The organism is Pseudoduganella rivuli (assembly GCF_009674485.1).
Taxonomy (GTDB): Bacteria; Pseudomonadota; Gammaproteobacteria; order Burkholderiales; family Burkholderiaceae_D; genus Rugamonas; species Rugamonas rivuli_B.
Map to the genome: position 1 here is coordinate 357520 of NZ_WKJJ01000005.1, position 23102 is coordinate 380621.

General features: G+C 64.9%; 21 protein-coding genes. 7 read left to right on the forward strand and 14 right to left on the reverse strand.

Features of this window, described 5'->3' with window-relative positions:
* Nucleotides 1-5: 5 nt before the first annotated feature.
* From GJ700_RS10320 to GJ700_RS10345, 6 genes are all read right to left on the reverse strand, one after another.
* Nucleotides 6-1478: a flavin-containing monooxygenase gene (locus GJ700_RS10320; protein WP_154373309.1), complete on the reverse strand. Its 1473-nt coding sequence runs from the start codon at nt 1476-1478 to the stop codon at nt 6-8.
* A 224-nt stretch (nt 1479-1702) separates the two neighbouring features.
* Complete coding sequence (locus tag GJ700_RS10325) at nt 1703-2506, reverse strand: SDR family NAD(P)-dependent oxidoreductase (protein WP_154373311.1); 804 nt, start codon at nt 2504-2506, stop codon at nt 1703-1705.
* Nucleotides 2507-2589: 83 nt separating this feature from the next.
* On the reverse strand, nt 2590-2955 hold the full coding sequence (locus GJ700_RS10330; RefSeq protein WP_154373313.1) for a hypothetical protein: 366 nt from the start codon (nt 2953-2955) through the stop codon (nt 2590-2592).
* A 168-nt stretch (nt 2956-3123) separates the two neighbouring features.
* On the reverse strand, nt 3124-3606 hold the full coding sequence (locus tag GJ700_RS10335; RefSeq protein ID WP_154373315.1) for a nuclear transport factor 2 family protein: 483 nt from the start codon (nt 3604-3606) through the stop codon (nt 3124-3126).
* Nucleotides 3607-3611: 5 nt separating this feature from the next.
* On the reverse strand, nt 3612-4838 hold the full coding sequence (locus GJ700_RS10340) for an endonuclease/exonuclease/phosphatase family protein (protein WP_154373317.1): 1227 nt from the start codon (nt 4836-4838) through the stop codon (nt 3612-3614).
* A gap of 74 nt (nt 4839-4912) precedes the next feature.
* Nucleotides 4913-5842, reverse strand: a complete 930-nt coding sequence (locus tag GJ700_RS10345) for a LysR family transcriptional regulator (protein WP_154373319.1) — start codon at nt 5840-5842, stop codon at nt 4913-4915.
* A 142-nt stretch (nt 5843-5984) separates the two neighbouring features.
* Here GJ700_RS10345 and GJ700_RS10350 point away from each other — a divergent pair, with 142 nt between their 5' ends.
* Nucleotides 5985-6728 carry an SDR family NAD(P)-dependent oxidoreductase gene (locus GJ700_RS10350; protein WP_154373321.1) on the forward strand — a complete coding sequence of 248 codons (744 nt, stop codon included), beginning with the start codon at nt 5985-5987 and terminating at the stop codon, nt 6726-6728.
* A 24-nt stretch (nt 6729-6752) separates the two neighbouring features.
* A complete protein-coding gene (locus GJ700_RS10355) occupies nt 6753-6974 on the forward strand; it encodes a tautomerase family protein (RefSeq protein WP_154373324.1) in 222 nt (73 codons plus the stop codon).
* Between the two features lie 13 nt (nt 6975-6987).
* On the opposite strand, the gene GJ700_RS10360 is transcribed toward GJ700_RS10355, so the two are convergent.
* The gene (locus GJ700_RS10360; protein WP_154373462.1) at nt 6988-7851 is read right to left on the reverse strand and encodes a DUF2145 domain-containing protein; all 864 of its coding nucleotides are present in this window, start codon (nt 7849-7851) and stop codon (nt 6988-6990) included.
* Between the two features lie 119 nt (nt 7852-7970).
* Nucleotides 7971-8420: a hypothetical protein gene (locus GJ700_RS10365; RefSeq protein WP_154373326.1), complete on the reverse strand. Its 450-nt coding sequence runs from the start codon at nt 8418-8420 to the stop codon at nt 7971-7973.
* A gap of 233 nt (nt 8421-8653) precedes the next feature.
* Between GJ700_RS10365 and GJ700_RS10370 the strand changes: the two genes are divergently transcribed.
* The 5 genes from GJ700_RS10370 (at nt 8654) to GJ700_RS10390 (ending at nt 16495) form a co-directional block, all read left to right on the forward strand.
* On the forward strand, nt 8654-10006 hold the full coding sequence (locus tag GJ700_RS10370) for an MFS transporter (protein WP_154373328.1): 1353 nt from the start codon (nt 8654-8656) through the stop codon (nt 10004-10006).
* A gap of 34 nt (nt 10007-10040) precedes the next feature.
* Nucleotides 10041-11150: a porin gene (locus tag GJ700_RS10375; RefSeq protein WP_154373330.1), complete on the forward strand. Its 1110-nt coding sequence runs from the start codon at nt 10041-10043 to the stop codon at nt 11148-11150.
* Nucleotides 11140-11601, forward strand: a complete 462-nt coding sequence (locus tag GJ700_RS10380; protein WP_154373332.1) for a cache domain-containing protein — start codon at nt 11140-11142, stop codon at nt 11599-11601. Before GJ700_RS10375 ends, GJ700_RS10380 begins: the two co-directional genes overlap by 11 nt.
* A gap of 89 nt (nt 11602-11690) precedes the next feature.
* Nucleotides 11691-12380, forward strand: coding sequence for a pentapeptide repeat-containing protein (locus tag GJ700_RS10385; protein ID WP_154373334.1), 690 nt, complete (start codon nt 11691-11693; stop codon nt 12378-12380).
* A 137-nt stretch (nt 12381-12517) separates the two neighbouring features.
* Nucleotides 12518-16495, forward strand: coding sequence for a beta-galactosidase (locus GJ700_RS10390; RefSeq protein ID WP_195763848.1), 3978 nt, complete (start codon nt 12518-12520; stop codon nt 16493-16495).
* A 40-nt stretch (nt 16496-16535) separates the two neighbouring features.
* On the opposite strand, the gene GJ700_RS10395 is transcribed toward GJ700_RS10390, so the two are convergent.
* From GJ700_RS10395 to GJ700_RS10420, 6 genes are all read right to left on the reverse strand, one after another.
* Nucleotides 16536-16820 carry a hypothetical protein gene (locus GJ700_RS10395; protein WP_154373338.1) on the reverse strand — a complete coding sequence of 95 codons (285 nt, stop codon included), beginning with the start codon at nt 16818-16820 and terminating at the stop codon, nt 16536-16538.
* Between the two features lie 99 nt (nt 16821-16919).
* Nucleotides 16920-18740 (reverse strand): MFS transporter, encoded by a 1821-nt coding sequence (locus GJ700_RS10400; protein ID WP_229506906.1) that lies wholly within the window; start codon nt 18738-18740, stop codon nt 16920-16922.
* An 85-nt stretch (nt 18741-18825) separates the two neighbouring features.
* Nucleotides 18826-19959 (reverse strand): N-acetylglucosamine-6-phosphate deacetylase, encoded by a 1134-nt coding sequence (locus tag GJ700_RS10405; protein WP_371867907.1) that lies wholly within the window; start codon nt 19957-19959, stop codon nt 18826-18828.
* A 6-nt stretch (nt 19960-19965) separates the two neighbouring features.
* Nucleotides 19966-20733, reverse strand: coding sequence for a DeoR family transcriptional regulator (locus GJ700_RS10410; RefSeq protein ID WP_154373340.1), 768 nt, complete (start codon nt 20731-20733; stop codon nt 19966-19968).
* 39 nt (nt 20734-20772) lie between these two features.
* A complete protein-coding gene (locus GJ700_RS10415) occupies nt 20773-22128 on the reverse strand; it encodes a D-tagatose-bisphosphate aldolase, class II, non-catalytic subunit (protein ID WP_229506907.1) in 1356 nt (451 codons plus the stop codon).
* Between the two features lie 13 nt (nt 22129-22141).
* The gene (locus GJ700_RS10420) at nt 22142-23101 is read right to left on the reverse strand and encodes an ROK family protein (protein ID WP_154373342.1); all 960 of its coding nucleotides are present in this window, start codon (nt 23099-23101) and stop codon (nt 22142-22144) included.
* Nucleotide 23102 lies beyond the last annotated feature (1 nt).

Sequence of the window (23102 nt, forward strand, 5' to 3'; positions counted from 1 at the left end):
GCTCCTTATGCCCGCAACGTATAGTGTTCCAATTGCGGCGCCGTCATCGCGTCGCGGAAGCGCTGTTGCGACCATGGCCAGGTGGCGGGCACGCCTTCGGCATCCAGGTACCAGCTGTTGCAGCCGGAACCGAACACGGTTTTCTTTGCCGCTTCGATGCGGGCCGTGTCGTAATCGTCCAGCGCGGCTTGCGTCGCTTCGACTTCGTTGCAGACACCGTTGCGCACCAGGTCCATCAGTTGCGACACGTATTGCCACTGCTGTTCCGCGATATCGATCAGCGAGAAGTTGCCGACCGGGCCGGTCGGGCCGTTGAGCATGAAGAAGTTCGGGAATGCGGGAATCGCCACCGCCAGGTAGGCGCGGGGACGCCTGGCCCAGACGTCATTGAGCTTGACGCCATCGCGGCCCACGACATTCATCGGGCGCATGAACTGGTCGGCCTTGAACCCGGTGGCCAGCACCAGCACGTCCAGCTCGTGCAGTTTGCCGTCGCGGGTGCGGATGCCTTTGGCTTCCACGCATTCGATCCCGTCGGTGACCAGCGCCGCATCGGGATGCTGGATCGCCGTGTAGTAATCGGGCGAATAAATCAGGCGTTTGCAGGCCACGCGGTAATCGGGTTGCAGTTTGGCGCGCAGGCTCGGGTCCGGGACGCTGCGTTCCAGGTGGCCCAGCGCGATGGCTTCGATTTCCTTGATTTCCGGCGATTCCGCGTCGAGGATGGCGTTGGTGAAACGCTCGACGTTGGACATGTACGTCGGGTCGTAGCGCAGCGAATTGAGCAGCGCGCGGTCGGCGCGGAACGCGGCTTTCTGTTCGTCCGTGAAATACGGGTTTTCAACCGGGAAGATCCACTGCGCGGTACGCTGGAAGTGCGATACTTTGGCGGCCCGTCCCGCCAGCGCGGAGACGATTTGCACGCCCGTGGAGCCATTGCCGACCACGCCGACTTTCGCGCCATCGAGCGGTACGCCGTGGTCCCAGCGCGAGCTGTGGAAGGCCTTGCCTTCGAACGACGCCAGGCCCTTGATGTCCGGCAGGCTGGGGTGATGCAGCACACCGGTGGCGGCGATCACGATATCGGCCGTGTCGCGCAGACCGCTTTTCATCGTGAGATTCCAGCGGCCATCGTGAAATTCGCAGCCGACGATTTCTTCGTTGAAGCGGATCATGTCGCCGATGCCGTATTTTTCCACCGTACGTTCGAAGTACGCCTGCACTTCGGCGCCGGGCGGCAGCACGCGGCTCCAGTCGGGGTTGGGTTCGAACGAATACGTGTAGGCGTGGGACGGCACGTCGCACGTCAGGCCGGGGTACGTGTTTTCGCGCCACGTGCCGCCGACGCGGGCGGCTTTTTCATAAATCGCCACACTGGTGTAGCCCGCCTCGCGCAGCTTGATGCCGGCCAGGATGCCGGCCATGCCGGCGCCCATCACTACCACGCGCACATTGCGCTGTTTCGTTTGCTGATTCATTGGAACCTCTGGATTGGGTTGTCTGTAGCGCTAGGCTATGCCAGCTGCCTTGCCGGGACTACATCCATTTGGACTAGTCGGCGTTGTCACTGGCGCTTGCGCTGGTGGCTGCGCACGCATGGCGGCTTGATGAAACCAATCCGCCCTACGGGTTTGAATGCGTTGGTACGAAATGCGTTGGATGAATGACGTTGGCGCGAAATACGTAGGGCATGCCATGCCGTTTACGCCTGCACGCCTTGCAGCAAGCTGTGGCGCTGTCGCAGCGCTTCCTTCAGCATTGCCTCATGGGGAAAGATCCAGAATTGCTTCAGGTCGACGCCGGCCAGCACGATCGCGGCCAGTGCGGCCGGCGCCATCCCCTCGGCAATCACGCCCCGCAGGTAGGTGTTGACCCCGTCGACAGCGGCATCCCCGGTTGGCGCGCCGATATGGCGGCTGATCCCCGTGTCGACGGGACCCGGCAGCGCCACCGATACGTGCAGCGGCATATCCAATGCCTGGAATTCCTGTTGCAGGGTTTCGCTGTACGCCACCAGCGCGTGCTTGGATACTGTGTACGGCGCCAGCCACGGCGCCGGCAGCATGCCCGCCAGCGATGCGATATTGACGATATGCCCGCTGCCCTGGGCCGCCATGCGGGGCACAAAGGCGCGCGTGGCGCGCACCACGCTCCAGAAATTCACGTCCATCAGGCGCGCCCACTGCTGTTCGTCGAATTCCCAGCTGCGGCCGCTGGCCAGCAGACCTGCACAGTTGAACAGCCAGTCGACCCGGCCAAACGCTTCAAACGCGCTGCCGGCCAGGCCCGCCACCTGGCCCGGCTGGCTCAGGTCGGCCACGATGGGCAGCACGCGGACGTCCGGCGCCGCTTCGCCGAGATGGCGGGCGGTGGCGTGCAGGGCGGCGCTGTCGATATCGACCAGCATCAGGTTGGCGCCGCGCGCGGCCAGCGCGGCGGAAATGGCGCGGCCGATGCCGCTGGCGGCGCCGGTGACGACGGCGCAAGGAGTAGGGGGGAGTTGCATGGCGATCCTGTCGGTTGTGGGGCAATGGCACAGAATGTGCGCCAGTCCCGTCCTCCAGGCATCGTCCCTTCAGACTAACCGTGTCAGGACATCCGCCCGAAGGTCAGGAACACCCACGCCACGGCAATCACCACCATTCCCGCCATCGTCATGCACGACCAGGTAAAGAAACACGCGGAAACCACGGTGGTTTGCAACACACGCTCGAACAGGAATCCCAGTCCGAAGTCAAACGTGGCCAGCACGGTCCAGCGGCGGAAATACAAGGGGAGGTAGCGGCTCATGTATTTATTGTGCTGCAGCGCCGCGTGCCGCTCGAACAGGTTGCGCGCCGCGCTGACGTCGCGGAACAGCCAGTCGAAAAACATGAACCGGTATAGCAGCGTGCGGAAAGGCATCAGCGGCTTGGCCGGTTCCCCTTGATCAGGTTGCAATGTTTCCTTGGTCATGCGCACCTCCGATGATGTCATCATGACTGAACTTGCAATCGTGCGCCAGCCTCACCCTGTTGCCTGCCCGCCCTGAGTGTTGCGGATGAGCCAATCCGGTTCTTTCCACCCTGTCATCGAACAACGCTGGTGGCTGGAAAATGACAAGCCACCACTTTCCGCAGTGAATTATTTCGAACCCTGCACCGCTTGCAGCGGTTGCAGGTTCGACGGACTGCTGGCGACTTTCATCGATTGCACGGCCAGCAGCTTGCACTGGCCGCCCACGTCGGCATAGGTGCGCATGAACTGGTACTGGTTGGTGCGCCACGTCTTGCCATCCGCATTCCACTGCTCGACCGTGGACAATCCCCGCAACACCACCGTCTGCCCCAGCACGTGCGCCTGCACGTTGCTGGTGGTGCGGCTTTTCGGAATGGTGTCGGGCTTTTTCAGGCGCCCCAGCACGGAAGCCTTGTCTTCGACCTGCGACGCCAGCGTATGCACCCACACGTAATCGTCGGCCAGCCATGCCTGCAAATACGGCACATCGCCCGTGCGCAACGCTTCCTCGTACTGGCGGTCGCGTTCGATCAGGCTGTCGACAGGCTGGCAGGCGGCGGCCAGCACCGGCCATGGCAGCAGGGCAAGCAGGGCGGGCAGTTTTTTCATGGCGCTCACAGGTTCAGGGTCATGATGCGCGGGCAATGGTCGCTGGTCTCGATCACCTGGCGGGGTTCATTGACTACCGGGACCTTGCGCGACGTCAGCGTGGCGGTGGTTTGCAGCGCCTTCAATGCATCGCTGAGGACAATGTGGTCCAGCCCCGTGAAGCCCTTGCAGCCGGTGTCCAGGCTGGACAGCGGCACCTGGTGCAGCGTGGGCTTGCCATCTGAAATTTCCTGCCAAAGGTATTTGCTGGCCACATAGCCCAGGCCATCCTTCTTGTTCGGGCCGGCGGGGTCGCTGCCATCGGTGCGCACCTGCATGGGCGCCAGGGTTTCCGCCGCTTCCTCATCGATACGGCGGTTGAAGTCGCCCAGCAGCACGAAGCGGGGACTCTTCGCATCCACCGCTTCGATCCAGTCTTCCAGCGCGGGCACCTGGCGGTTCAGCACGCGGCAGGCGGCATCGGCGTCGTCCAGCGTGCGCGCCGGGAACGGGCCGTTCGCTTTCAGATTGGCGCACGACGACTTCAAATGCACGTTCATGAACGTCACGGGCTGGCCGTGGATGGTCAGTTCCAGCGCCAGTCCCGGGCGCACAGTGCGGAAATTGGCCGGGTTGGCGGGATCTTCGGCCACGGCCAGTTCGGTGCGCGACGCGCACTGGCCGGGTTTTTGCGTGACGGCCTTGTTCCACGCAAAGGCCACGGTCTGGAATGCATTGTGCGGCGCGTAGCATACGTCGAACGTGGCGGCGTGCACGCCCAGTACGTCGCGGATGACCTGGTCCGATTTGACTTCCTGGAACGCGATCACTTGCACGCCGTCTTTTTCAATCAGGCTGGCAATGGTGGCGCGCAGGCCGGCCAGTTTTTTCTGGTAATTGGCCAGGGTCACCGTGTCGGCCGCATTCCTGCCCTTGTAGGCGTTGCATGGCGCGATTTGCATGGCTTGCCGGGCGCCGCCCGCGAACTGGTCGATGGCCGCTTCGCAGCGCCGCGCGGTGGCAATCGCTTCGGGCGATGGCGTGGTTTCGCCCTGTTTGCGGCGCGGGCGGGTGTCGCACCATTCGACGGCCGTGCACATGGCCAGGTGCGTGGTGAAATCGGCTTCCGTGCCGGCCCACGCCATGTTGAACGAAGCGACGCCCACCGGGACGGGCGGGGATACCTGGGCTACCGGAGTGGTGCAGCCGGCCGTGGCGGAGAGCAGGGCCAGCGCGGAGAGTCGGAATTTCATGGTTGAATTCAAAAGAGCGAAACAAGTGGGCGACGATATCACAGCGCTCACTTGTACGACAACATGGCTTTGTATCAGCGTTGTGTCTGGGCTTTCCGGTTCAGCCGCTCCATGACGAAGTCCACGAACGCGCGCACGCGCAGCGACAAATGGCGTGCGTGCGGGTACAGCAGGATGAACGGACGCGACGTGCCGCCGTGCTGCGGCAACAGTTCCACCAGGTCGCCCCGTTGCAAATCCTGTTCGACGATGAAGCGGTATGTCTGCACCAGTCCCGCGCCCGCCCGCGCCCGCGTCGCGACGCCCAGCACGTCTTCCGTGCAACCGAGGCCGCCCGTGGTGGCGATGTCGACCTGTTCGCCGTTGCGCATGAAGGGCCACGGGATGTGCTTGCCCGTGCTGGGCAGTTCGAACTGGATGCATTCGTGGCGCGCCAGGTCGTCCAGCGATGTTGGGCGGCCGGCCCGTTTCAGGTAAGCGGGGGAGGCCACCAGCACCAGTTCCGCGTCTTCCAGCTTGCGCGCCACCAGGCTGGAATCCTGCGGCATGCGGCCCCGGATCGCCAGGTCGTAGCCTTCATCGGCGAAATCGATGTTGCGGTTGCTGATGTGGACGTCGACCGTCACTTCGGGAAACAGCGCGCGGAATTCGCCCAGCATCGGCAACAGGCGGTAATGCGCATACGGCGTGGGGGCGCTGATGCGCAAGGGGCCGGCCGGCATGGCCTGGCTGCCCGTGACTTGCCGTTCCGCTTCGGCCAGTTGCGACAGCGCTTGCCGGCACTGTTCGAAATACAGCCTGCCGCTGTCGGTCAGGCGGATTTGCCGCGTGGTGCGCACGAACAGGCGCACGCCCAGCCGCTGTTCCAGCCGCGCCACCGAGCGGCTGACGGCGGCCGGCGTCACGCTGGCGGCGACAGCGGCGGCAGTAAAACCACCCAGTTCCGCCGCCAGGCAGAACAACTCGATGCTGCCCAATAGTACGTCGTCGAACTGGCGTTGCATGGGCTCTCCTTGCCGGTTAATTGATTACATCATGTATCAATTATCTTGTTATGACGGCTGTTTATCAACTCCAAGCGCATAGATATAGTGGCTTCCATGGCGGCGCAACGGCCGCCCTCACTGAAACTCACTGGAGAAAACAATGAATGCGAACCCTAAAACCGTGATCGTCACCGGCGCCTCGAGCGGCATCGGCTTTGCCATTGCCAAGGCTTACCTGGAGCGCGGCGACAACGTGGTGGGCAATGCCCGCACCATGGAGCGCTTGCAGGCGGCGGCCGACAAGCTGGGCCATCCGGCCCGCTTCGTGCCGGTGGCCGGCGACATCGCCCAGCCGGCCACCGCGCAGGCATTGCTGGAGCGCGCGGTCCAGGCGTTCGGCAAGGTCGATATCCTGATCAACAATGCGGGCATTTTCCTGGCCAAGCCGATCGCCGATTACACGGAAGACGACGTGGAAGCCATGGTCGGCACCAACCTGAAGGGCGTGTTCTATCCATCGCAGGCGGTGGCCGCGCACATGGCGGCGAACAAGTCCGGCCATATCGTCAACATCACGGCCAGCATCGCCATGCAGCCGACCGCGAAAGTACCGGCGCTGTTGCCGGTGCTGATCAAGGGCGGCCTGAATCACGCGACGCGCGCGCTGGCGCTGGAACTGGCGCCGTCCAACGTGAAGGTCAACGCGGTGGCGCCGGGCATTATCGAAACGCCGATGCACGGCAAGGATGAGGGGACACGCAACTTCCTCAAGGGCCTGAACCCGTCACACACGATCGGCAGCACGCAAGACGTGGTGGACGCCGTGCTGTACCTGACGGATTCGAACTTCACCAGCGGCGCCGTGCTGAACGTGGACGACGGCGCGGCCAGCGGCACCTGGTAACCCATCACATTGAGGAGAATGGCCATGCCATACGTGAATATCCGGGTCACCAACGAAGGCGTCAGCCAAGCGCAAAAGCTGGAACTGATCGAGGGCGTTACCGACTTGCTGCAACGCGTGCTGAATAAAAATCCCGCCACCACGTTCGTCATCATCGATGAAGTGGAAATGGATAACTGGGGCGTGAACCGGCAAAACGTGACGACGTTGCGCCAGCGGGAAGCCGCCGCCCGCGACGCAACGTAATTAAGTCAGCTTTTTAGTCGAGCAGCACCACGCGGTCGCCAGGCCCCGCCTGGCAACCTTCCGCGATGGGTTCCCAGCCATGGCGCACGACGATTTGCCGTTCGTTGTGGCATATTTCCACCCGGTCGCTGCCGGGCACCCGTTGCCGCATCAGGGTTTCCAGCGACGCGGGCAGGCTGACGCGCAATTGCAGCGCGTCGCGGTCTTCGCGCGGGTGGTCATCGACGTGCAGCAGGGGCACGAACGTGGGGAGCCACATCAGCAGGCGCGAGCCGACCGGCACCGGTTCCGGCGCATAGCGGTTCTCGCGCAGCCAGTCCTGGGCGCGGGCGCGCAAATCGGGGCCGTCCGGCAGGCCGGACCAGGCCACGGCCAGCATTTCCGCCACCCATTGATTGCAATTCTGGTATTGTAGGCTGTAGGCGTACGCATTGGCGCTGTATTGTTCCGCCACCAGGTTCAGCACGCGGGGACGGTCCATCAACGCGGGGCGCAACGCATCGGCCGCCGCCAGCGGCAGGCGCAGCGCCGAGATATAGCCGAGCGCCGGGTTGTCCGTGCCCATCGTGAAGCCCGCCACGCCCTGGTCGAAGATGCGGGGCTTGCCTTCGTCGCACGCGTAATACAACTGGCGCGCCGACCACGTGCCGGACGTGGCGCGCCAGGCCAGCGCCGCGTGCGAATAGCGGATGCCGAAGCGGGACAGGTCCAGGCCGGACCGGCTGATCAGCGCGATATCGCTGTCGCCGGCGGATAATTCCTGCCGCACGATGGCGGCAAAGCGCAGCAAACGGCTTTCTTCGGCCACCGTCAGCGACGGGTCCTTGTCGCAAAAGCGGGGCAGGCCGGCATTGGCGGAACTGGCAAAATTCGGCATCGCCTGGGCGGTGCCGGCCAGCAGGCTGGAGATCAGCCCGGCAGCCAGCACGGCGCCCGGCAACGCCGTCACAACCTTGTTCCCGCCAAAGCAGCGCGCCGCGCTGCGCCGCAATGCGGTCACAGCGTCACTTTACGGGATGCCAGTTCGCCATACACTTCGTCGGCAATCGCCAGGAAGAATGCTTCGCGCGTATCGGCGCGGGCGAATTCCACGCCGAACTCCAGGTTTTTCGCATACACGGCGTCGCCCTTGGCCAACTGCGCCTGGTTCAGGGTTTTTTCCGGCAGGGTCAGGACAAAGCTGCCGTTATCCGCTTGCAGGGTCACGCGGGTCATGCCTTTGCGGTCGGGCGCCTGGGCGATATCGATGACGTGGTAGGCGCCGTCGGCCACCTTGTTCTTGCCGCCGGACGAGGAATTGCTGGAAGCGCCGATCGAATCGGATACGCTGCCGCTGGAGGCGGAACCTGCGCTAGAGGCGGACGACGTGCTGTCGGCGCTGGCGTTGAAGGCGAAGGCCAGCGCGCCGGCGGCGCACAACAGGCGCAGGGAAGAAAGTTTGGTCATGTCGGTTTCCTTAATCAACTAATGATGAGCCTGATCATATCCTATGGCGGCAAAGTATTGTATGCCTGCAATTCTTGCCGTGGTGGGCAAGCCGCATTCTCCATACCCGGCGGGTATGAAATCCCTACCAAATCAGTGTTGGACTGGGTGACTCGAGGTATCTATTCTGCAAATGCCTTGCAAGCACCCGTACAACATCAAGCAATACGAAAACATCAAGGGAGACACCTGCCATGCGCAGTATCGACGTACACAAACTTTCCGATGGCGCGGCGTTTGGCCGCTTCCATGCCGGCGTCCTGTTCTGGTGCGCCATCATCATCATTTGCGACGGCTACGACCTGGCTGTCGCCGGCATTGCGCTGCCGTCCATCATGAAGGAAATGGGCGTCACGCCCCAGAGCGCCGGTTTCATGGTCAGTTCCGCGCTGTTCGGCATGATGTTCGGCGCGATTTTCCTCGGCACCATCGCCGATAAAATCGGCCGCCGGAAGGCCATCGCCATCTGTGTCGCGCTGTTTTCCATCTTTACCGCCGCGGCGGGCATGACCAGCGATCCCGTGATGTTTAGCGTGATGCGCTTCCTGGCGGGCCTGGGCATCGGCGGCGTGATGCCGAACGTGGTGGCGCAAATGACGGAATATTCGCCCAAGAAAATCCGCGCCACCATGGTGACCCTGATGTTTTCCGGTTATGCGGTGGGCGGCATGCTGGCCGCGCTGCTGGGCAAGGGCATGCTGGAAGCGTATGGCTGGTCGTCCGTGTTCCTGGCCGCCGGTGTGCCAGTCCTGCTGATTCCCTTTATTTTGAAATCCATGCCGGAATCGATGCCATTCCTGATCCGCGCGGGCCGCTTCGACGAGTTAAAAGCCATCGTGGCCCGCATGGAGCCGTCGTATGCGGCCGGCGCCCAGGACCGATTTGTCGTGCCGTCGCCGGACCGCGTGGCCGGCGCCACCATCGGCAAACTGTTCCAGGATGGACGCGGTTTTTCCACCGTGATGTTCTGGGTCGCCTTTTTCATGTGCCTGTTCATGGTGTATGCGCTCAGTTCGTGGCTGGCCAAGCTGATGGCCGGCGCCGGTTACAGCCTGGGTTCCGCATTGACGTTCGTGCTGGTGCTGAACTTCGGCGCGATGATCGGCGCCGTGGGCGGCGGCTGGCTGGCGGACCGCTTCCACATCAAATATGTGCTGGTCGGAATGTATGCGCTCGCGGCCGTGTCGATCACCTTGCTGGGCTTTAAGGTGCCGACGCCGGTGTTGTTCGTGCTGGTTGGTTTCGCCGGCGCATCGACGATCGGTACGCAAATCGTCACCTATGCCTATGCGGGCCAGTTCTACCCGATGGCGATCCGCGCCACGGGCATCGGCTGGGCGTCCGGCGTGGGCCGCAGCGGCGCCATCCTCGCGCCCATCGTGATCGGCACCCTGGTGGGCATGGCGCTGCCGCTGGAACAGAACTTCATGGCGATGGCCATCCCCGCTGTCATTGCCACGGTGGCGGTGTCCATGATCCGCCACGGCCGCTCGGCATCGCTGGCCGCGTTGGCGCCAGTCCACGCCGACGCGGCCGAAGCCGTGTAATTCCCCACTCTACTTAAAACAACCCGGAGACAATATGAAACAGACAGTATCGGGCGCCGTCGCGGCGGCCCTGGGCGCGTGCGCCCTGACCATGGCAGGCGCGGCGTTCGCCCAAAGCAATGTGGCCATTTACGGCATCCTGGACAGCGGCATCGTCTACACCAACCACGCCAACGCGGCGGGCGACTCGGTGCTGAAAGTGCCGGGACTGACGGGCAGCGTGCCGTCCCGCATCGGCTTCCGTGGCACGGAAGACCTGGGCAACGGCCTGCAAGCCGTGTTCGTGCTGGAAAACGGCGTGTCGGTCGATACCGGCACCGTGGGGCAGGGCGGGCGCCTGTTCGGCCGCCAGGCGTATGTCGGCCTGAAAAACGCGTATGGGACGCTGATGCTGGGCCGCCAAGTCAACATGACCTTCCTCGCCGCCGTGAAATCCGACGTGCTGGGACCGAATTTGTTCTCGATGTCGAGCATCGACCTGTATATCCCGAACGCCCGCAGCGACAACGCCATCGGTTACCTCGGCACGTTCAACGACTTCACGGTGGGCGCGACGTACAGCGTGGGCCGCGACACTTCCACGGCGGGCGGTCCGGCCGGCACCGCCTGTGCCGGCGAAGTGGCGGGCAATAGCAAGGCGTGCCGCCAGGCCACGGCTTTGCTGGGCTATGACAACAAGGCATATGGCGTCACCGCGTCCTACGACATCATGTATGGCAACGCGGGCGCGGCGGCGGGCCTGACCACCAGTGACAGTTACGACCGCCGCGCCACGTTGAACGGTTATGCGATGGCGGGCCCGCTGCGCGTGGGGGCGGGCCTGATGGCGCGCAAGAAGGTCGCGGCCACCCGCGCCAGCGACCTGGAATCGAACTTGTGGTACATCGGCGCCAGCTATCCGTTGACACCGATGCTGCAACTCGATGGCCAGGTGGCGCGCCATGACGTGAAAGACAGCGGCAACGATTCCACGTTGTCCGTGCTGCGCCTGACGTACAGCCTGTCGAAACGCACGGCCGTGTACAGTTCCATCGGCCATATGCGCAACAATGGTATTGCGGCGATTGCGCTGGACGCGGGCGGCACGGTGGGTGTGGGCCAGAACCAGTCCGGCTTATCGGCGGGAGTGCGCCATGCGTTTTAAATTCATGGCGGTGGCTGCGCTGATGGCCTGTTCCGGAGCGGCGCTTGCCCAGGGCGCCGGCCGTGCCAGCGCCGATGAAGCGGTGGCGCTGGTGAAAAAAGCCGTGGCGCATGCCCGCGGCAAGGGCGTGGAACAGGCGTGCCGCGATTTCGCCGATCCGCAGGGCGGCTTTATCCAGGGCGAGCTGTATGTGTTCGTACAGGATATGAACGCAAGAATGGTGTGCCATGGCGCCAATAAACGCATGAACGGCAAGAACTTGTCGCAACTGAAGGATGCCAACGGCAAGTTCTTTTCGCGCGATATGGCGGCGCTGGCCAAGTCCAGGGGATCGGGCTGGGTCGATTACCAGTGGATCAATCCCGCCACGCAGGCGCTGGAGCCGAAAACGTCGTACATCGAAAAAATCGATGACGGGACGTGGCTGGGCGTGGGCATCTACCGCAAATAGACGATGCCCCGCCGGGCGCAAACACGCTACAATCCGCGGCGCCCCGGACCTGGAATCCGGGGCGTCCGCAGATAAAGGATACCCGGCCAATGGACAGCCTCAGCGAAATTTCCACTCTTTCCGGCGCTGCGCTGAACCGCGACGGCATGGCCGCCGCCCTGGCGCGCGGCGTGCGCACATTCGACGGTTGCGCGCTGGACGATGCCGACCTGTCGCGGCTCGACCTGCAGGATTGCACCTTCGTCCGCTGCACGTTCGGCGGCGCCGTGCTGTATGCGTGCAAGCTGGCGCGCACGGTCTGGCTGCGCTGCCGGGCCGGCGGCGCGGATTTCGAAGCGGCCGACGCCGTCGATGCGCAATTCGACAGTTGCGACTTGAATAACACCAAGTGGCGCCGCGCGCGGCTGGCGTCGGTGCGTTATGCCAATTGCAAGCTGACCGGCGCCTCGCTGGAGGAAACGTCGCACCTGGGCGCCGCGTTCGAGGAATCGCTGCTGGTGGGCGCGGATTTACGGGGTTTTTCCTTCAAATCCGCCACGCTGAAACAGCTGGATTTTTCCGACGCTTACCTGGCTGGTTGCGATTTCCGCGAAGCGGTCTTTGACGGCGGCAGCCTGCGCAACGCAGTGCTGAAACAGGCGAAATTCACCGGCGCGGACTTGCGCAGCGTGAACCTGGAAGGGGTCAAATTGAGTGAAGCGGGCCTGTTCAAGGGCGCCGTGATTTCGCACAGCCAGGCGGCGGCCTTCCTCGGCGAACTGGGACTGATCGTCGCATAGACTGGTCAAACCCGGCGCATTCCCGATCAACAGAGTGAGTGTTTTGCCGGGTGTCTTCGTGCCGCCCCGTGGAAGCCACTATCATGGCCCATCGCCGGAAAAACCGGCTGCGAGCGATGATGAGACGGGATGGCACGATGATCAATAAGAACAGGAGACTGCGCGGGCACGCCGTGCATTTCAGTATGCTGGCGCTGGCCTTGTCCGTGAGCACGGCATACGGACAGCAGCAGCCGGCGGTGCCGAATACGGGCGATGCGCTGCTCGATACCATGGGCCTGACGTCCGCCAACAAAGTGCAGACGGCCGGGCAGCAGGACGCGTCCGATGGTTCCCATTTAAAGGTCGTACCGCGCAAGGGCGCCACCACGTATATCGCGACGGCGTTCCCGTCCACGGCGGCGCCGTCCCTCAGCCTGTTCAGCGCTTACGACGGCAAGGAGTTTACATCGCTGGCGTCGGAAACCTATGCGCCGCCGGGCGGCGTGCGTGACCCGTCGATCTTCCACGCGGATGACGGCTACTACTATGTCGCCTACACGTCCGCCCAAGGCGGCGGCTTTGCCGTCGCCCGCTCGAAGGATTTGCGCAGCTGGTCGCACGTGGTCGATGTGGTTGATGTGGCCCTGGCGGGCGCCCGCGCGCCGGAATGGCTGCAAGGAAGCGATGGCAAGGTGCACGTGATCGTGTCGGCCGCGCAGCGCGACGGCGCCGCCGTCAACTACCTGCTGACGGCGGCCGGTACCGGCTTCAAGCGCTTTGGCAAGCCGGTGCGCCTGCCAGGGCTGGATGGCTATGTGGACGCCTTTGCCGTGCGCGATGGCGGCGTGTTCCGGCTGCTGGCCCGCAAGCAGGCCACGGGACACCTGGAAATGGCGGTGGCCCGCGATCCGTCCGGCCCGTGGACCATGGAAAAGACGGGCGACTGGGCTGGCTGGGGGGCAGACAATGGCGCGCCAGCGCTGGTGAAGCTGGAGGACGGCGGCTGGCGCCTGTATTTCGAGGGCGACGGCGGCAGGCGCTATTACAGCAGCGACAGCCGGGATTGGACGTCGTGGTCGCCGAAAGCGGAACTGGCGTCGATGTCGGGCACGGCGCGCCACTTTACGGTGATTGCCGAACCGTCGAAGGTTGTCGATGCCGCCACCGCGCCGAAGCACAAGCCGCAGACCGTCACGTGGGACCGGCATTCGCTGATGCTCGACGGCCGGCGCAAGATGATCTGGGGCGGTGAAATCCACCCGTTCCGCCTGCCGTCGCCGGACCTGTGGCGCGACGTGCTGCAAAAGATGAAGGCGATGGGGATGAACACCGTGTCGTTTTATTTCGACTGGGGCTACCACACGGCGCGCCCAGGCGAATATGACTTCACGGGCATCCGCAACATGGAGCGCGCCATCGAGATGGCCGAAGAGCTGGACATGTACGTCATCATGCGGGTGGGACCGTACGTCAACGCCGAGCTGACGCGGGGCGGATTCCCCGGCTGGCTGGCGCGCCAGCGCGCCGTGGCGCGCACCGATGCGCCGGACTATATCCGCGCGGCCGACGAGTGGCTGACGCAAATCAACGCCATCGTGGCGCGCCACCAGGTCACCAATGGCGGCGGTAACGTCATCGCCTACCAGCTGGAAAATGAACTGAGCCAGACCACCGACGCGCACAAACGCTACATGCGCCACTTGCACGACAAGGTGCGGGCGGACGGCATCACGGTGCCGCTGTTCCACAATTCGGCGGGCCGCCTGCCTAACTGGACGCCGCCGGAATCGAGCGCGCCGTTTGCCGTGCCGGGTCCGACGGACCTGTATGCATTCGATGGCTATCCGGGCGGCGGCTGCACCAACACGCGCACGCCGGGCAAGCCGAACACGGTCCCCAACTGGGGCATGTATGGCGAAATGCCGCCGGCGGGAACGGCCGGTCCCGTGAAGATCGGCGCGCTGGCGTCGCCGAAGACGCCCGGCTTTGCTGCTGAAATCGGCGGCGGCTGGTTCGACTTCTGGGGCAGCGTAGGGACGTACGAATGCACGGCGGAGCGGATCGGTTCCAGCTATACGCGCGTGTTTTATGGTTCCAGCCTGGTCAACGCCTTGTCGCTGCACACGGTGTACATGGTGTACGGCGGCACGTCGTGGGGCTGGTCGCCGGCCTCGGTGGTGTACACGTCCTACGATTACGGCGCAGCCATCGACGAAGGGCGGGGCTTGCGCGAAAAGGCGCTGACCCTGAAGCAGATGGGTCATTTCGTGCAGGCGGCGGAAGGCTTGTTGGCAAAGATGGACAAGGCGGAACCGCTTGCCGCATCGACGGACCGCATCAAGCTGTATCACAACATCAGCCCGGATGGGGGCGCGCGCCTGATTTATGCGCAGCATTACCCGTCGGATGCGACCACCAACGATCCGTTCAGTTTTACGCTGAAACTGAAGGCGGGCAGCTATACGGTGCCGCAGCAGGGCAGGCTGGCGCTGAACGGTCATGACGCCAAGCTGCTGCTGGCCGACTATGCGCTGGAACGCCAGCAACTGGTGTACACGACGTCCGATACGCAAACGCACATGCGGCAGGGCGCGCGCGACCTGGCCTTGCTGTATGGCCGCTCGGGCGAGGATGGCGAGACGGTGTTGCGCTATGCGCAGGCGCCGAAGGTGGAAGTGTTGCAGGGGCAGGTGGCCCATGCCTATGACGCGGCGCGCGGCGACTTGCGGCTCAATTACGTGCACAAGGATTTGGCCATCGTGCGCATTACGCCGGCGGGAGGCGCGCCGCTGCTGCTGTTGCTGGCGGACGATGCGGCCGGGCGCCAGATTTGGAAAGTGGAGACGGTGCACGGGCCGGTCTTGCTGCGCTCTTCGGCGCTGGTGCGGTCGGCAGCGTGGCAGCAGGGCGTCCTCGCGGTGCAGGGTGACAGCACGGCGCCGTCCACGCTCGACGTGTGGGCGGACCGCGCCGCCACCGGTGTGCGCTTCAACGGGCAGGCGCTGAAGCTTGCCCGAGGCAGCGATGGCCGTGTCGTGGCCGGCGGTATTGCCGGTCCCGCGCCGTACCGGCTGCCGGACTTGATGGCGCTGCCGTGGGGCATGCGCGTGGATTCACCGGAAGCGCGGGCGGACTTCGATGACAGCGGCTGGCGCAAGGCCGACCTCACCGTCAGCGCGGCCACCACGGCCACGCAGCCGCCGCAGGGGCAGCCCGTGCTGGCCATGAGCGACTATGGCTTCCACCATGGCGACGTCTGGTACCGGGGGCGCTTCGAACTGGCGCCCGGTCACACGCTGCCGACGCAGCTGGAACTGGCTTATGGCGGAGGCGGCGCGGGCATGCTGCAAGGTTGGCTGGATGGCGTGTATCTCGGCGTCAGCGAAGTGCCGTCCGGCGAAGCGCGGCCGAAGACCACGGCAACCGCATCGTTCACGTTGCCGGCGGATGCCCTGAAACCGGGACCGCACGTGTTGTCCGTCATGGTGCGCAACAATTCGCACAACTGGGACCTGGCCGCCAATGACGAGCACAAGGAAGCGCGCGGTTTGATCAGCGCTTCGCTGGCCGCGCCGCAGGGAGCGAAATTCGCCACGCCGATCGCGTGGAAATTGCAGGGCAACCGGGGCGGCGAGGAAATCGCCGACCTGGTGAGGGGACCGATGAACAATGGCGGCTTGTACGGCGAGCGGCAGGGCTGGTATTTGCCGACGTCCGGCGCGGCCATAGCGGATGGCTGGGCTGCCGCGTCGCCCGGTATTGCGCCACCGCAGGCCGGCACTTACTGGCTGCGCACCAAGTTCAAGCTGGACTTGCCCAAGCAGCACGACATCCAGCTGGGCCTGGCCTTCGGCGACACCAGCAAGCCGCAATCGGCGGCCAAGACCCGGGTGCTGATGTTCGTCAACGGCTGGAACATGGGTAACTTCATCAGCCACATCGGCCCACAGCGCACCTTCGTACTGCCGCCCGGGATTTTGAACGCGAACGGTGACAACACCATTGCGCTGGCCGTGACGACGGATGGCAAGCCGGAAAATGCGCTGGAGCCGGTCAAACTGGTTACGCTGCGCGCAGCTCGGGGCGGCGTACCGGTAACCCCGGTCGCGCAACCCGAAAAAACGCTGCGTTAACCATAGGGGTCAGTGCATCGCAGCCTGACCCCGGGGGTAGTCAATTGGGATGGTTCGAGCGCGGGGTTTTTTCCACCCCGGTATCTTCGCGGTCGTCCTCGAACAAGTCGTTGCGCTGGTATGTTTCCGTGCCGGTGGATGACTGGCGGTTGCCGCCGTCTTTCCCGGCATTTTGTCCGGTTTTCTGCGCGCTTTGTTTCGACTGGCCTTTTTCGACACCCTGGCCGCTGGTGGCGCCTTCCGTTCCCGACGGCGTTCCCTGGATACCGTCCTGGGTGCCGCTGCCGCCGATCGACTGGTCTCCGTGCTGTTGATTCTGAGCCATGATAGCCTCCATGAAATGCGCCGGGCCATCCCGGCGTTTCCCCATGCTAGGCGCTGTCAAGCCATGCGGCTGTAGGCGCACGCCCCGGCTGTCTGTAGGTCAGCGGGCAAAATGCGCTTCGATTTCTTCCAGCGTTTTGCCCTTTGTTTCCGGCAACAGGAACGCGGCAGCCAGGAAATACACGACCGTGCAGGCTGCACCATAGAAAAACATGGTCGAGTAGCCGTGGCGGCCCACGGTGGGCAGGAACACGGCGGCAATCACCGTCGACACGAATTGATTGATCAGCAGCGCAATGCTCATGCCGTTGGAACGGATGCGCGTCGGCATCAGTTCCGACAGCGCCAGCCAGACGCAGACGCCGGGACCGACGGCAAAGCTGGCCACGAACAGGAAGATCGCCAACGCCACCAGCCAGCCATGCGAGGGCGGCGGTACCGCGCCCAGCATGGCCTGTTCGATGCGCAGCGGGGCGCCGACGGCGTCCCGTGGATTGGCGAATGGATTCAGGTGCAGCTTGCGGAAGAACGCGCCGATCACGCTGTCCTGCTGCACGGTGGCGTCGCGCGACACCGCCAGCGCCGGCAGGGCAGGATCGTCGCTGCGCAGCGCCTGCACGTTGGTGAACGGGCCATACGCATACGCTACCGTCAACTGCACAGGTCCATTGCCGCCGGCCGCGCCCAGCGCCTGCAGCGTGGCGCCATCGGCGCGCAGCGACAGGCCGTCGTTGACGACCGCCGCCTGCACCAATGCCGTCACGTCCCGCTGCGTACCTTCGGCGCTGCGGAACAGCAGGCCCGCCGCCACCAGCGCCACCACGATGCCGGCGCTGCCCATCATCAGCAGGAACTTGCGGCCCCGCGTATCGACCAGCGCCACGGCGGCCACCGTCATCACCGCGTTCAACACCTTCAGGCCGACGTCGGCCATGTTGGCGGTGGCGCCCGGCAAGCCGGCCTGGTTCAGGATGTTGACCACATAGGCCAGGATGGAATTGATGCCCGTCGCCTGCGTGCAGGCAAGAATCAGGCACGCCAGCAGGAACGGCAGCACATAGCGGCGGCTCAGCAGGGGATCGGTGGCGCGCGGCGCGGCGATGTCGGAATGCACCAGCGCCAGGCCCGCGCCAATGTCGCGCATTTCCGCTTCCGTTTCCGCCGGGGTACGGGTGCGCAGCAACGCGGCGCGGGCCTGTTCGATGCGGCCCCGTCGCGCCAGCCAGCGGGGCGATTCGGCCAGCGACAGGCTGCCGATGGTGAAGACCACGCCGGGGGCGAGGCACATCCAGAAGATGCGGCGCCATGCCTGGTCCTTTGCATCGAACAGCGCTTCGGCGCGGGCCGATTCCGGCAGCAGTTTCGCCGTTTCCACGGCAGCTTCCACGCCCTGTGCTTCGATATAACCGATCACCGCTGCGGCCACCAGGCCCACCGTCAGCAACAGCTGGAACAAGGCGGCGCCCCGTCCGCGCTGGCGCGCATGCAGGCATTCGGCCAGGTACAGCGGCACCACCACGCCAATCAGGCCGCCGGACACCCCTTGCAACAACCGTCCCAGCAACAGCGCCGTATAGCCGTCCGACAAGGCAATCAGTGGAATACTGGCCGTGAACAGGCCGCCCGCCAGCACCATGGCCCAGCGGCGCCCGATGGCATCGGCCAGCGCGCCGGCGAACAGCGACGACAGCACGGAACCCAGCAGCACGGCCGCCACGATGAATGACAATTGCTGCGCACTCAGTTGCCATGCTTGCGATGCGGTGGACTCCAGGTAGGGCAGGGCGCCGGCGATGATGCCGACGTCGATACCGTAGAGCAGGCCGCCCATGCCGGCAATGAACAACAGGTAGCGCATGGCCCAGATGCGGGACGGGGGCGCGGTGGGGGATGGTTCTGCTGGGGTGGGGGCGCGGTGCATGGGGGTCTCCGGGATGTTATTGATTGTCTGTGTCGGCACGCTCTTTGGCGGCTCATGCAGGGCAGCTTCGCTGCGCGAAACTGCCCTACGGGTTTTGCGTTTCGGCGTTGTTCAACGGGATGGCCTCGCCTTCGACATAGACTGCGACGGGGTGCAGGGCTTCGTCCAGCACCACGATATCGGCCCAGGCGCCGGGTTGCAGGCGGCCCCGTTCCATTTCGTCCAGGTAATCGGCCGGATAGCGCGACAAGCGGTTCGATGCGTCGGCCAGGTCCAGTCCCAGCCCGACGAAATTGCGCAGCGCCTGGTCCATCGTCAGCACGCTGCCCGCCAGCGATCCGGTGGCGAGCCGCACGCAGCCCTGGCACTTGAAGACGCGCTGCGTGCCCAGCGCATATTCGCCGTCCGGCATGCCGGTGGCCGAGGTGGCGTCGGTGACGCCGTACAGCCGGGGAATCGCGCGCAGCGCGGCGCGGATCACGCCTGGCTGCACGTGCTGCAGATCCGGGATGATTTCCGCATACTCGGCGTGCGCCAGCGCGGCGGCCGCCATGCCGGGGGCGTGGTGGTCCGTGCCGGTCATGCCATTGAATAAATGGGTAAAGCCGGTCGCGCCCGCGTTCAGCGCGGCCACGCCATCGTCATAGGTGCCCGCGCTGTGGCCGATTTGCACGCGGATCCCCATGCCGCGCAGGGCGGGAATCAATTCCAGGTGGTCCGGTACTTCCGGCGCCATGGTCAGCACGCGGATCGGGGCGATTGCATTGAGCGCCTGTACCTGCGCCAGGCTGGCCACCATGACGTCCGGCGGCTGGGCGCCGAGCCGGTGGATATTCAGGAACGGCCCCTCCAGGTGCACGCCCAGCATGCGGGCGCCGCCCGCGGGACGGGCAGCGATGACGCCGGCCAGTCCTTCCAGCGCACGCCGGATTGCCGGTTCGCGCGCCGTCAAGGTCGTGCCCAGCAGCGACGTGGTGCCATGCCGCGCATGGGTACGGGCCACGACCGCGCCCGCATCGCCGCCTTCCATGATGTCGGTGCCGGCCGCGCCGTGTACGTGCAAGTCGATAAAGCCGGGCAGGATGGTCAGCGCGCGATTGCCTGCAACGGCCGCGTCATGCCCGATGGTGTGGATGCGCTGGTCAAATGCGATCGTGCCGTTGATCCAGCCGGAAGGAGTAAGAATTCTGCCGCTTAAGCTGTTGAATACGTTTGACACCGCGCTCTATTCCGCTATGAGTAATTCGATGCCCAGCCGTTGCAATCCCTCGCGGTATTCCGGGCTGATGGCGGCATCGGTGATGACGGTATGGACGCGGTCCAGCTGCACGATGCGGTGCAGGCTGACGCGCCCGAACTTGGAAGCGTCCGTGAGGACGATGATCTTGCGTGAGCGCTCCACCATCTTGTGGTTCAGGCTCGCTTCCGCTTCATGGTGGGTGGTGACGCCGAATTGCAGGTCGAAGCCATCCACGCCGAGGAACAGCTTGTCGAAACTGTACGCCTGCAGGCAGGCTTCGGCCTGGCTGCCCTGGATCGACAGCGACTTCTTGTGCAGCAAACCGCCCGTCAGGATCAGGTCCACGCCCGGCGCATCCTGCAATTCCCACGCGATGTTCAAGCCATTGGTGGCCACCGTGACGCCGTCCGCGTCGCGCAGGTGGCGCGCCAGCGAAATCGTCGTGGTGCCGGAATCGATGACGATATTGTCGCCCGGCTGCACCAGGCTGGCCGCCAGCGCCCCGATGCGCTCCTTTTGCTCATGGTTGATGGCATCCTTCTGGCGGATGCTGTGCTCGGGCGGCGGCGTGCGCGCCAGCAGCGCGCCGCCATGGCTGCGCGTGACCAGTCCCTGCGATTCCAGCGCCGTCAGGTCGCTGCGGATCGTCACGGCGGACACGCCGAACTGTTCGACCATATCAGTGACTTGCACCGAACCCTGGCGGGCCAGGATTTGCAGGATCGCTTCGCGGCGTTGGCTGGTATTGCGCATGTGGGGGCTCTGTAGGCTGTAGGCTGAAAAAACGGCAGCTTAACAGATTGCCGCCGTTGCGCCAGCGCCAGCGGGTACGGCTTCGCTCACATTGCCCGCCTGGTTGCGGTTGCAGGCCCGCGCATATTGCGCCAGCACGCGGCCCACCTTATGCTCCAGCAGGCTGCCCGGCCGGATGTCCAGTTGCCCCTGCAGCACTTCCAGGTATTGTTCCGGCAAGTGCTGCGACAGCAGCGGCAGCGGAATCGCCACGTTCTCCAGGTTGTCCATCAGGCGCGCCACCGCGTGCACCACGTCCGGCTCGCCCCAGTAATAGCGGCAGCGGTCGGACAGCGCATAGCGGCGCAACAGCCGCTGTTCGACGCCGCTGCCATGGTAATGCTTGCGCCAGTGCTGCGGCTTGTCCAGCATGGTGTCTTCCAGCGTGCGCATCAGGTTGGAACATTGCGCTTTGGGCACCAGTTCGCTTTCAATCTGTTCCAGCGCATAGAAGCCTTCGCGCAGCGCAAAGGTGGCGGCCGGCCCCACCTTGAGGATGGCAAAGTGGTCGCGCACCATCTGGTGCAGCGCCGATTCGCGCTGGTAATCGGTGGAATGCGCTTCGAAGACCAGTCCCGGCTGGCCCGCCACGAAATCGGACAGGCTGGCCGCCTGCGCCGCATCGTAATGCTGGATCGCGCTATGGTCGAAATCCACCCCGGGCTGCACCACCATGGCGATCACGCGGCGCCACGCGTCGTGCAATTCCTGGTCAAAGAATGCGCGGCGGTGCACGTCGAGTGTATTGCGGGCGGCTGCGGGGGCCGTGACGGCCAGTGCCTGCGCCAGCGACGCTTCGCCGCCGGGTACCGGCACTTCGGTGCCGATCACGTAGACGGGCGGTGGCAAGCCGGCGTTGGCGGCGGCGTTTTCCGCCACCACGCACAGGCGCGCCGAGCGGGCCGCCACGGTTTCATCGGGCAGATGTTGCGGGTCATCGGCGCAGCGCATGCTGCAATCAAGGTGGATTTTATGGAAGCCGGCCGCCGCATAGGCGGCGATCAGCACTTCCGCGTTGGCCATGGCCGTGGCGCCGTCGAGGTGCTGCCAGGCGTTCGGGCCCAGGTGGTCGCCACCCAATACCAGCCGCGTCAACGGGAACGCCAGTTCGCGCGCCAGTCCGTGCACATAGTCGCGGAACTGCGGCGGCGTCATGCCGGTATAGCCGCCGAACTGGTCGACCTGGTTCGACGTGGCTTCGACCAGCAGCACGGTATCGTAAGCCAGCGCGGTGCGCATGGCGGCGCGCAGCACGACGGGGTGGCTGCAGCAGACGCTGTAAAGGCCGACTGCGTCACCCCGGCGGTGCGCCTTGACGATCTGCTGTACCGGGGACAAGGATTCAGTTGAAGTCATGTGCTGATCGGATTTAAAAAATCGAAGTCATGGTTTGCTGGCGCGCCAGCAGGGCCGCGCCACGGGCGCCGCCGGCGTCGCCGAAGCGGGGCGGCAGGATCGGGGGGACTTGCACGCCACGGAACAGATGGCGCCGCACGGCGCCCGGCAGATCGCGGTACAGGTGCGGCAAATTCGACAAGCCGCCACCCAGCACGATCGCATGCGGATCAAAGGCCAGCACCAGTCCTGCCAGCGCATGGCCCAGTAAATCCAGGTGCACCGCTTCCGTGTGCACGGCGGCTTCCGATGCGGCGGCGCCGTGGGCGCGCGCCGCGATGGCCAGCGGCTCGGCGCCATCGCCGCCGAAATGCGCATGCAGCCGGCTCATGCCGGGGCCGGACACGTAGCGTTCCAGGCAGCCCTGCTTGCCGCACGGGCAGTCATACACAGGCAGACCGTGGCGCGCCAGCAGCGGCGCGGGTATCGACCAGTGGCCCCATTCGCCGGCGATGCCGTTGAAGCCCCGCTGCAAGCGGCCTTCCACGCAATAGCCGCCGCCGGCGCCGGTGCCGAGGATGGCGCCGAACATCGTCGGCAAACCGTCCGCCGCGCCGCCCTGCGCTTCGGACAACGCAAAGCACTGACAATCGTTGCCGATGGCGACCGGGCGCTGCAACGCTTCCTGCATGGCTTGCGCCACCAGGCGGCCATTGAGCGCGGGCACGTTGGAGCTGACCTGGCGTCCGCTGGCGCTGTCGATAATGCCGGGCAGGCCGACACCGACCGCGGCCCTGGCGCCCAGCGCCGCATCGGCGCGCACCACCAGCGCGCCGATCGCTCCCATGAATTCCATGAAATCGTGGCCCGGCGTGGCGATGCGTTCGCGGTGCCGCTCCTGCAATTGCGCTCCCTGTTCGGCGTAGGTCACCAGCTCGATCTTGCTGCCGCCGATATCGATGCCGTGCCACGCGCGGGGCATGTGCTCGCTCATA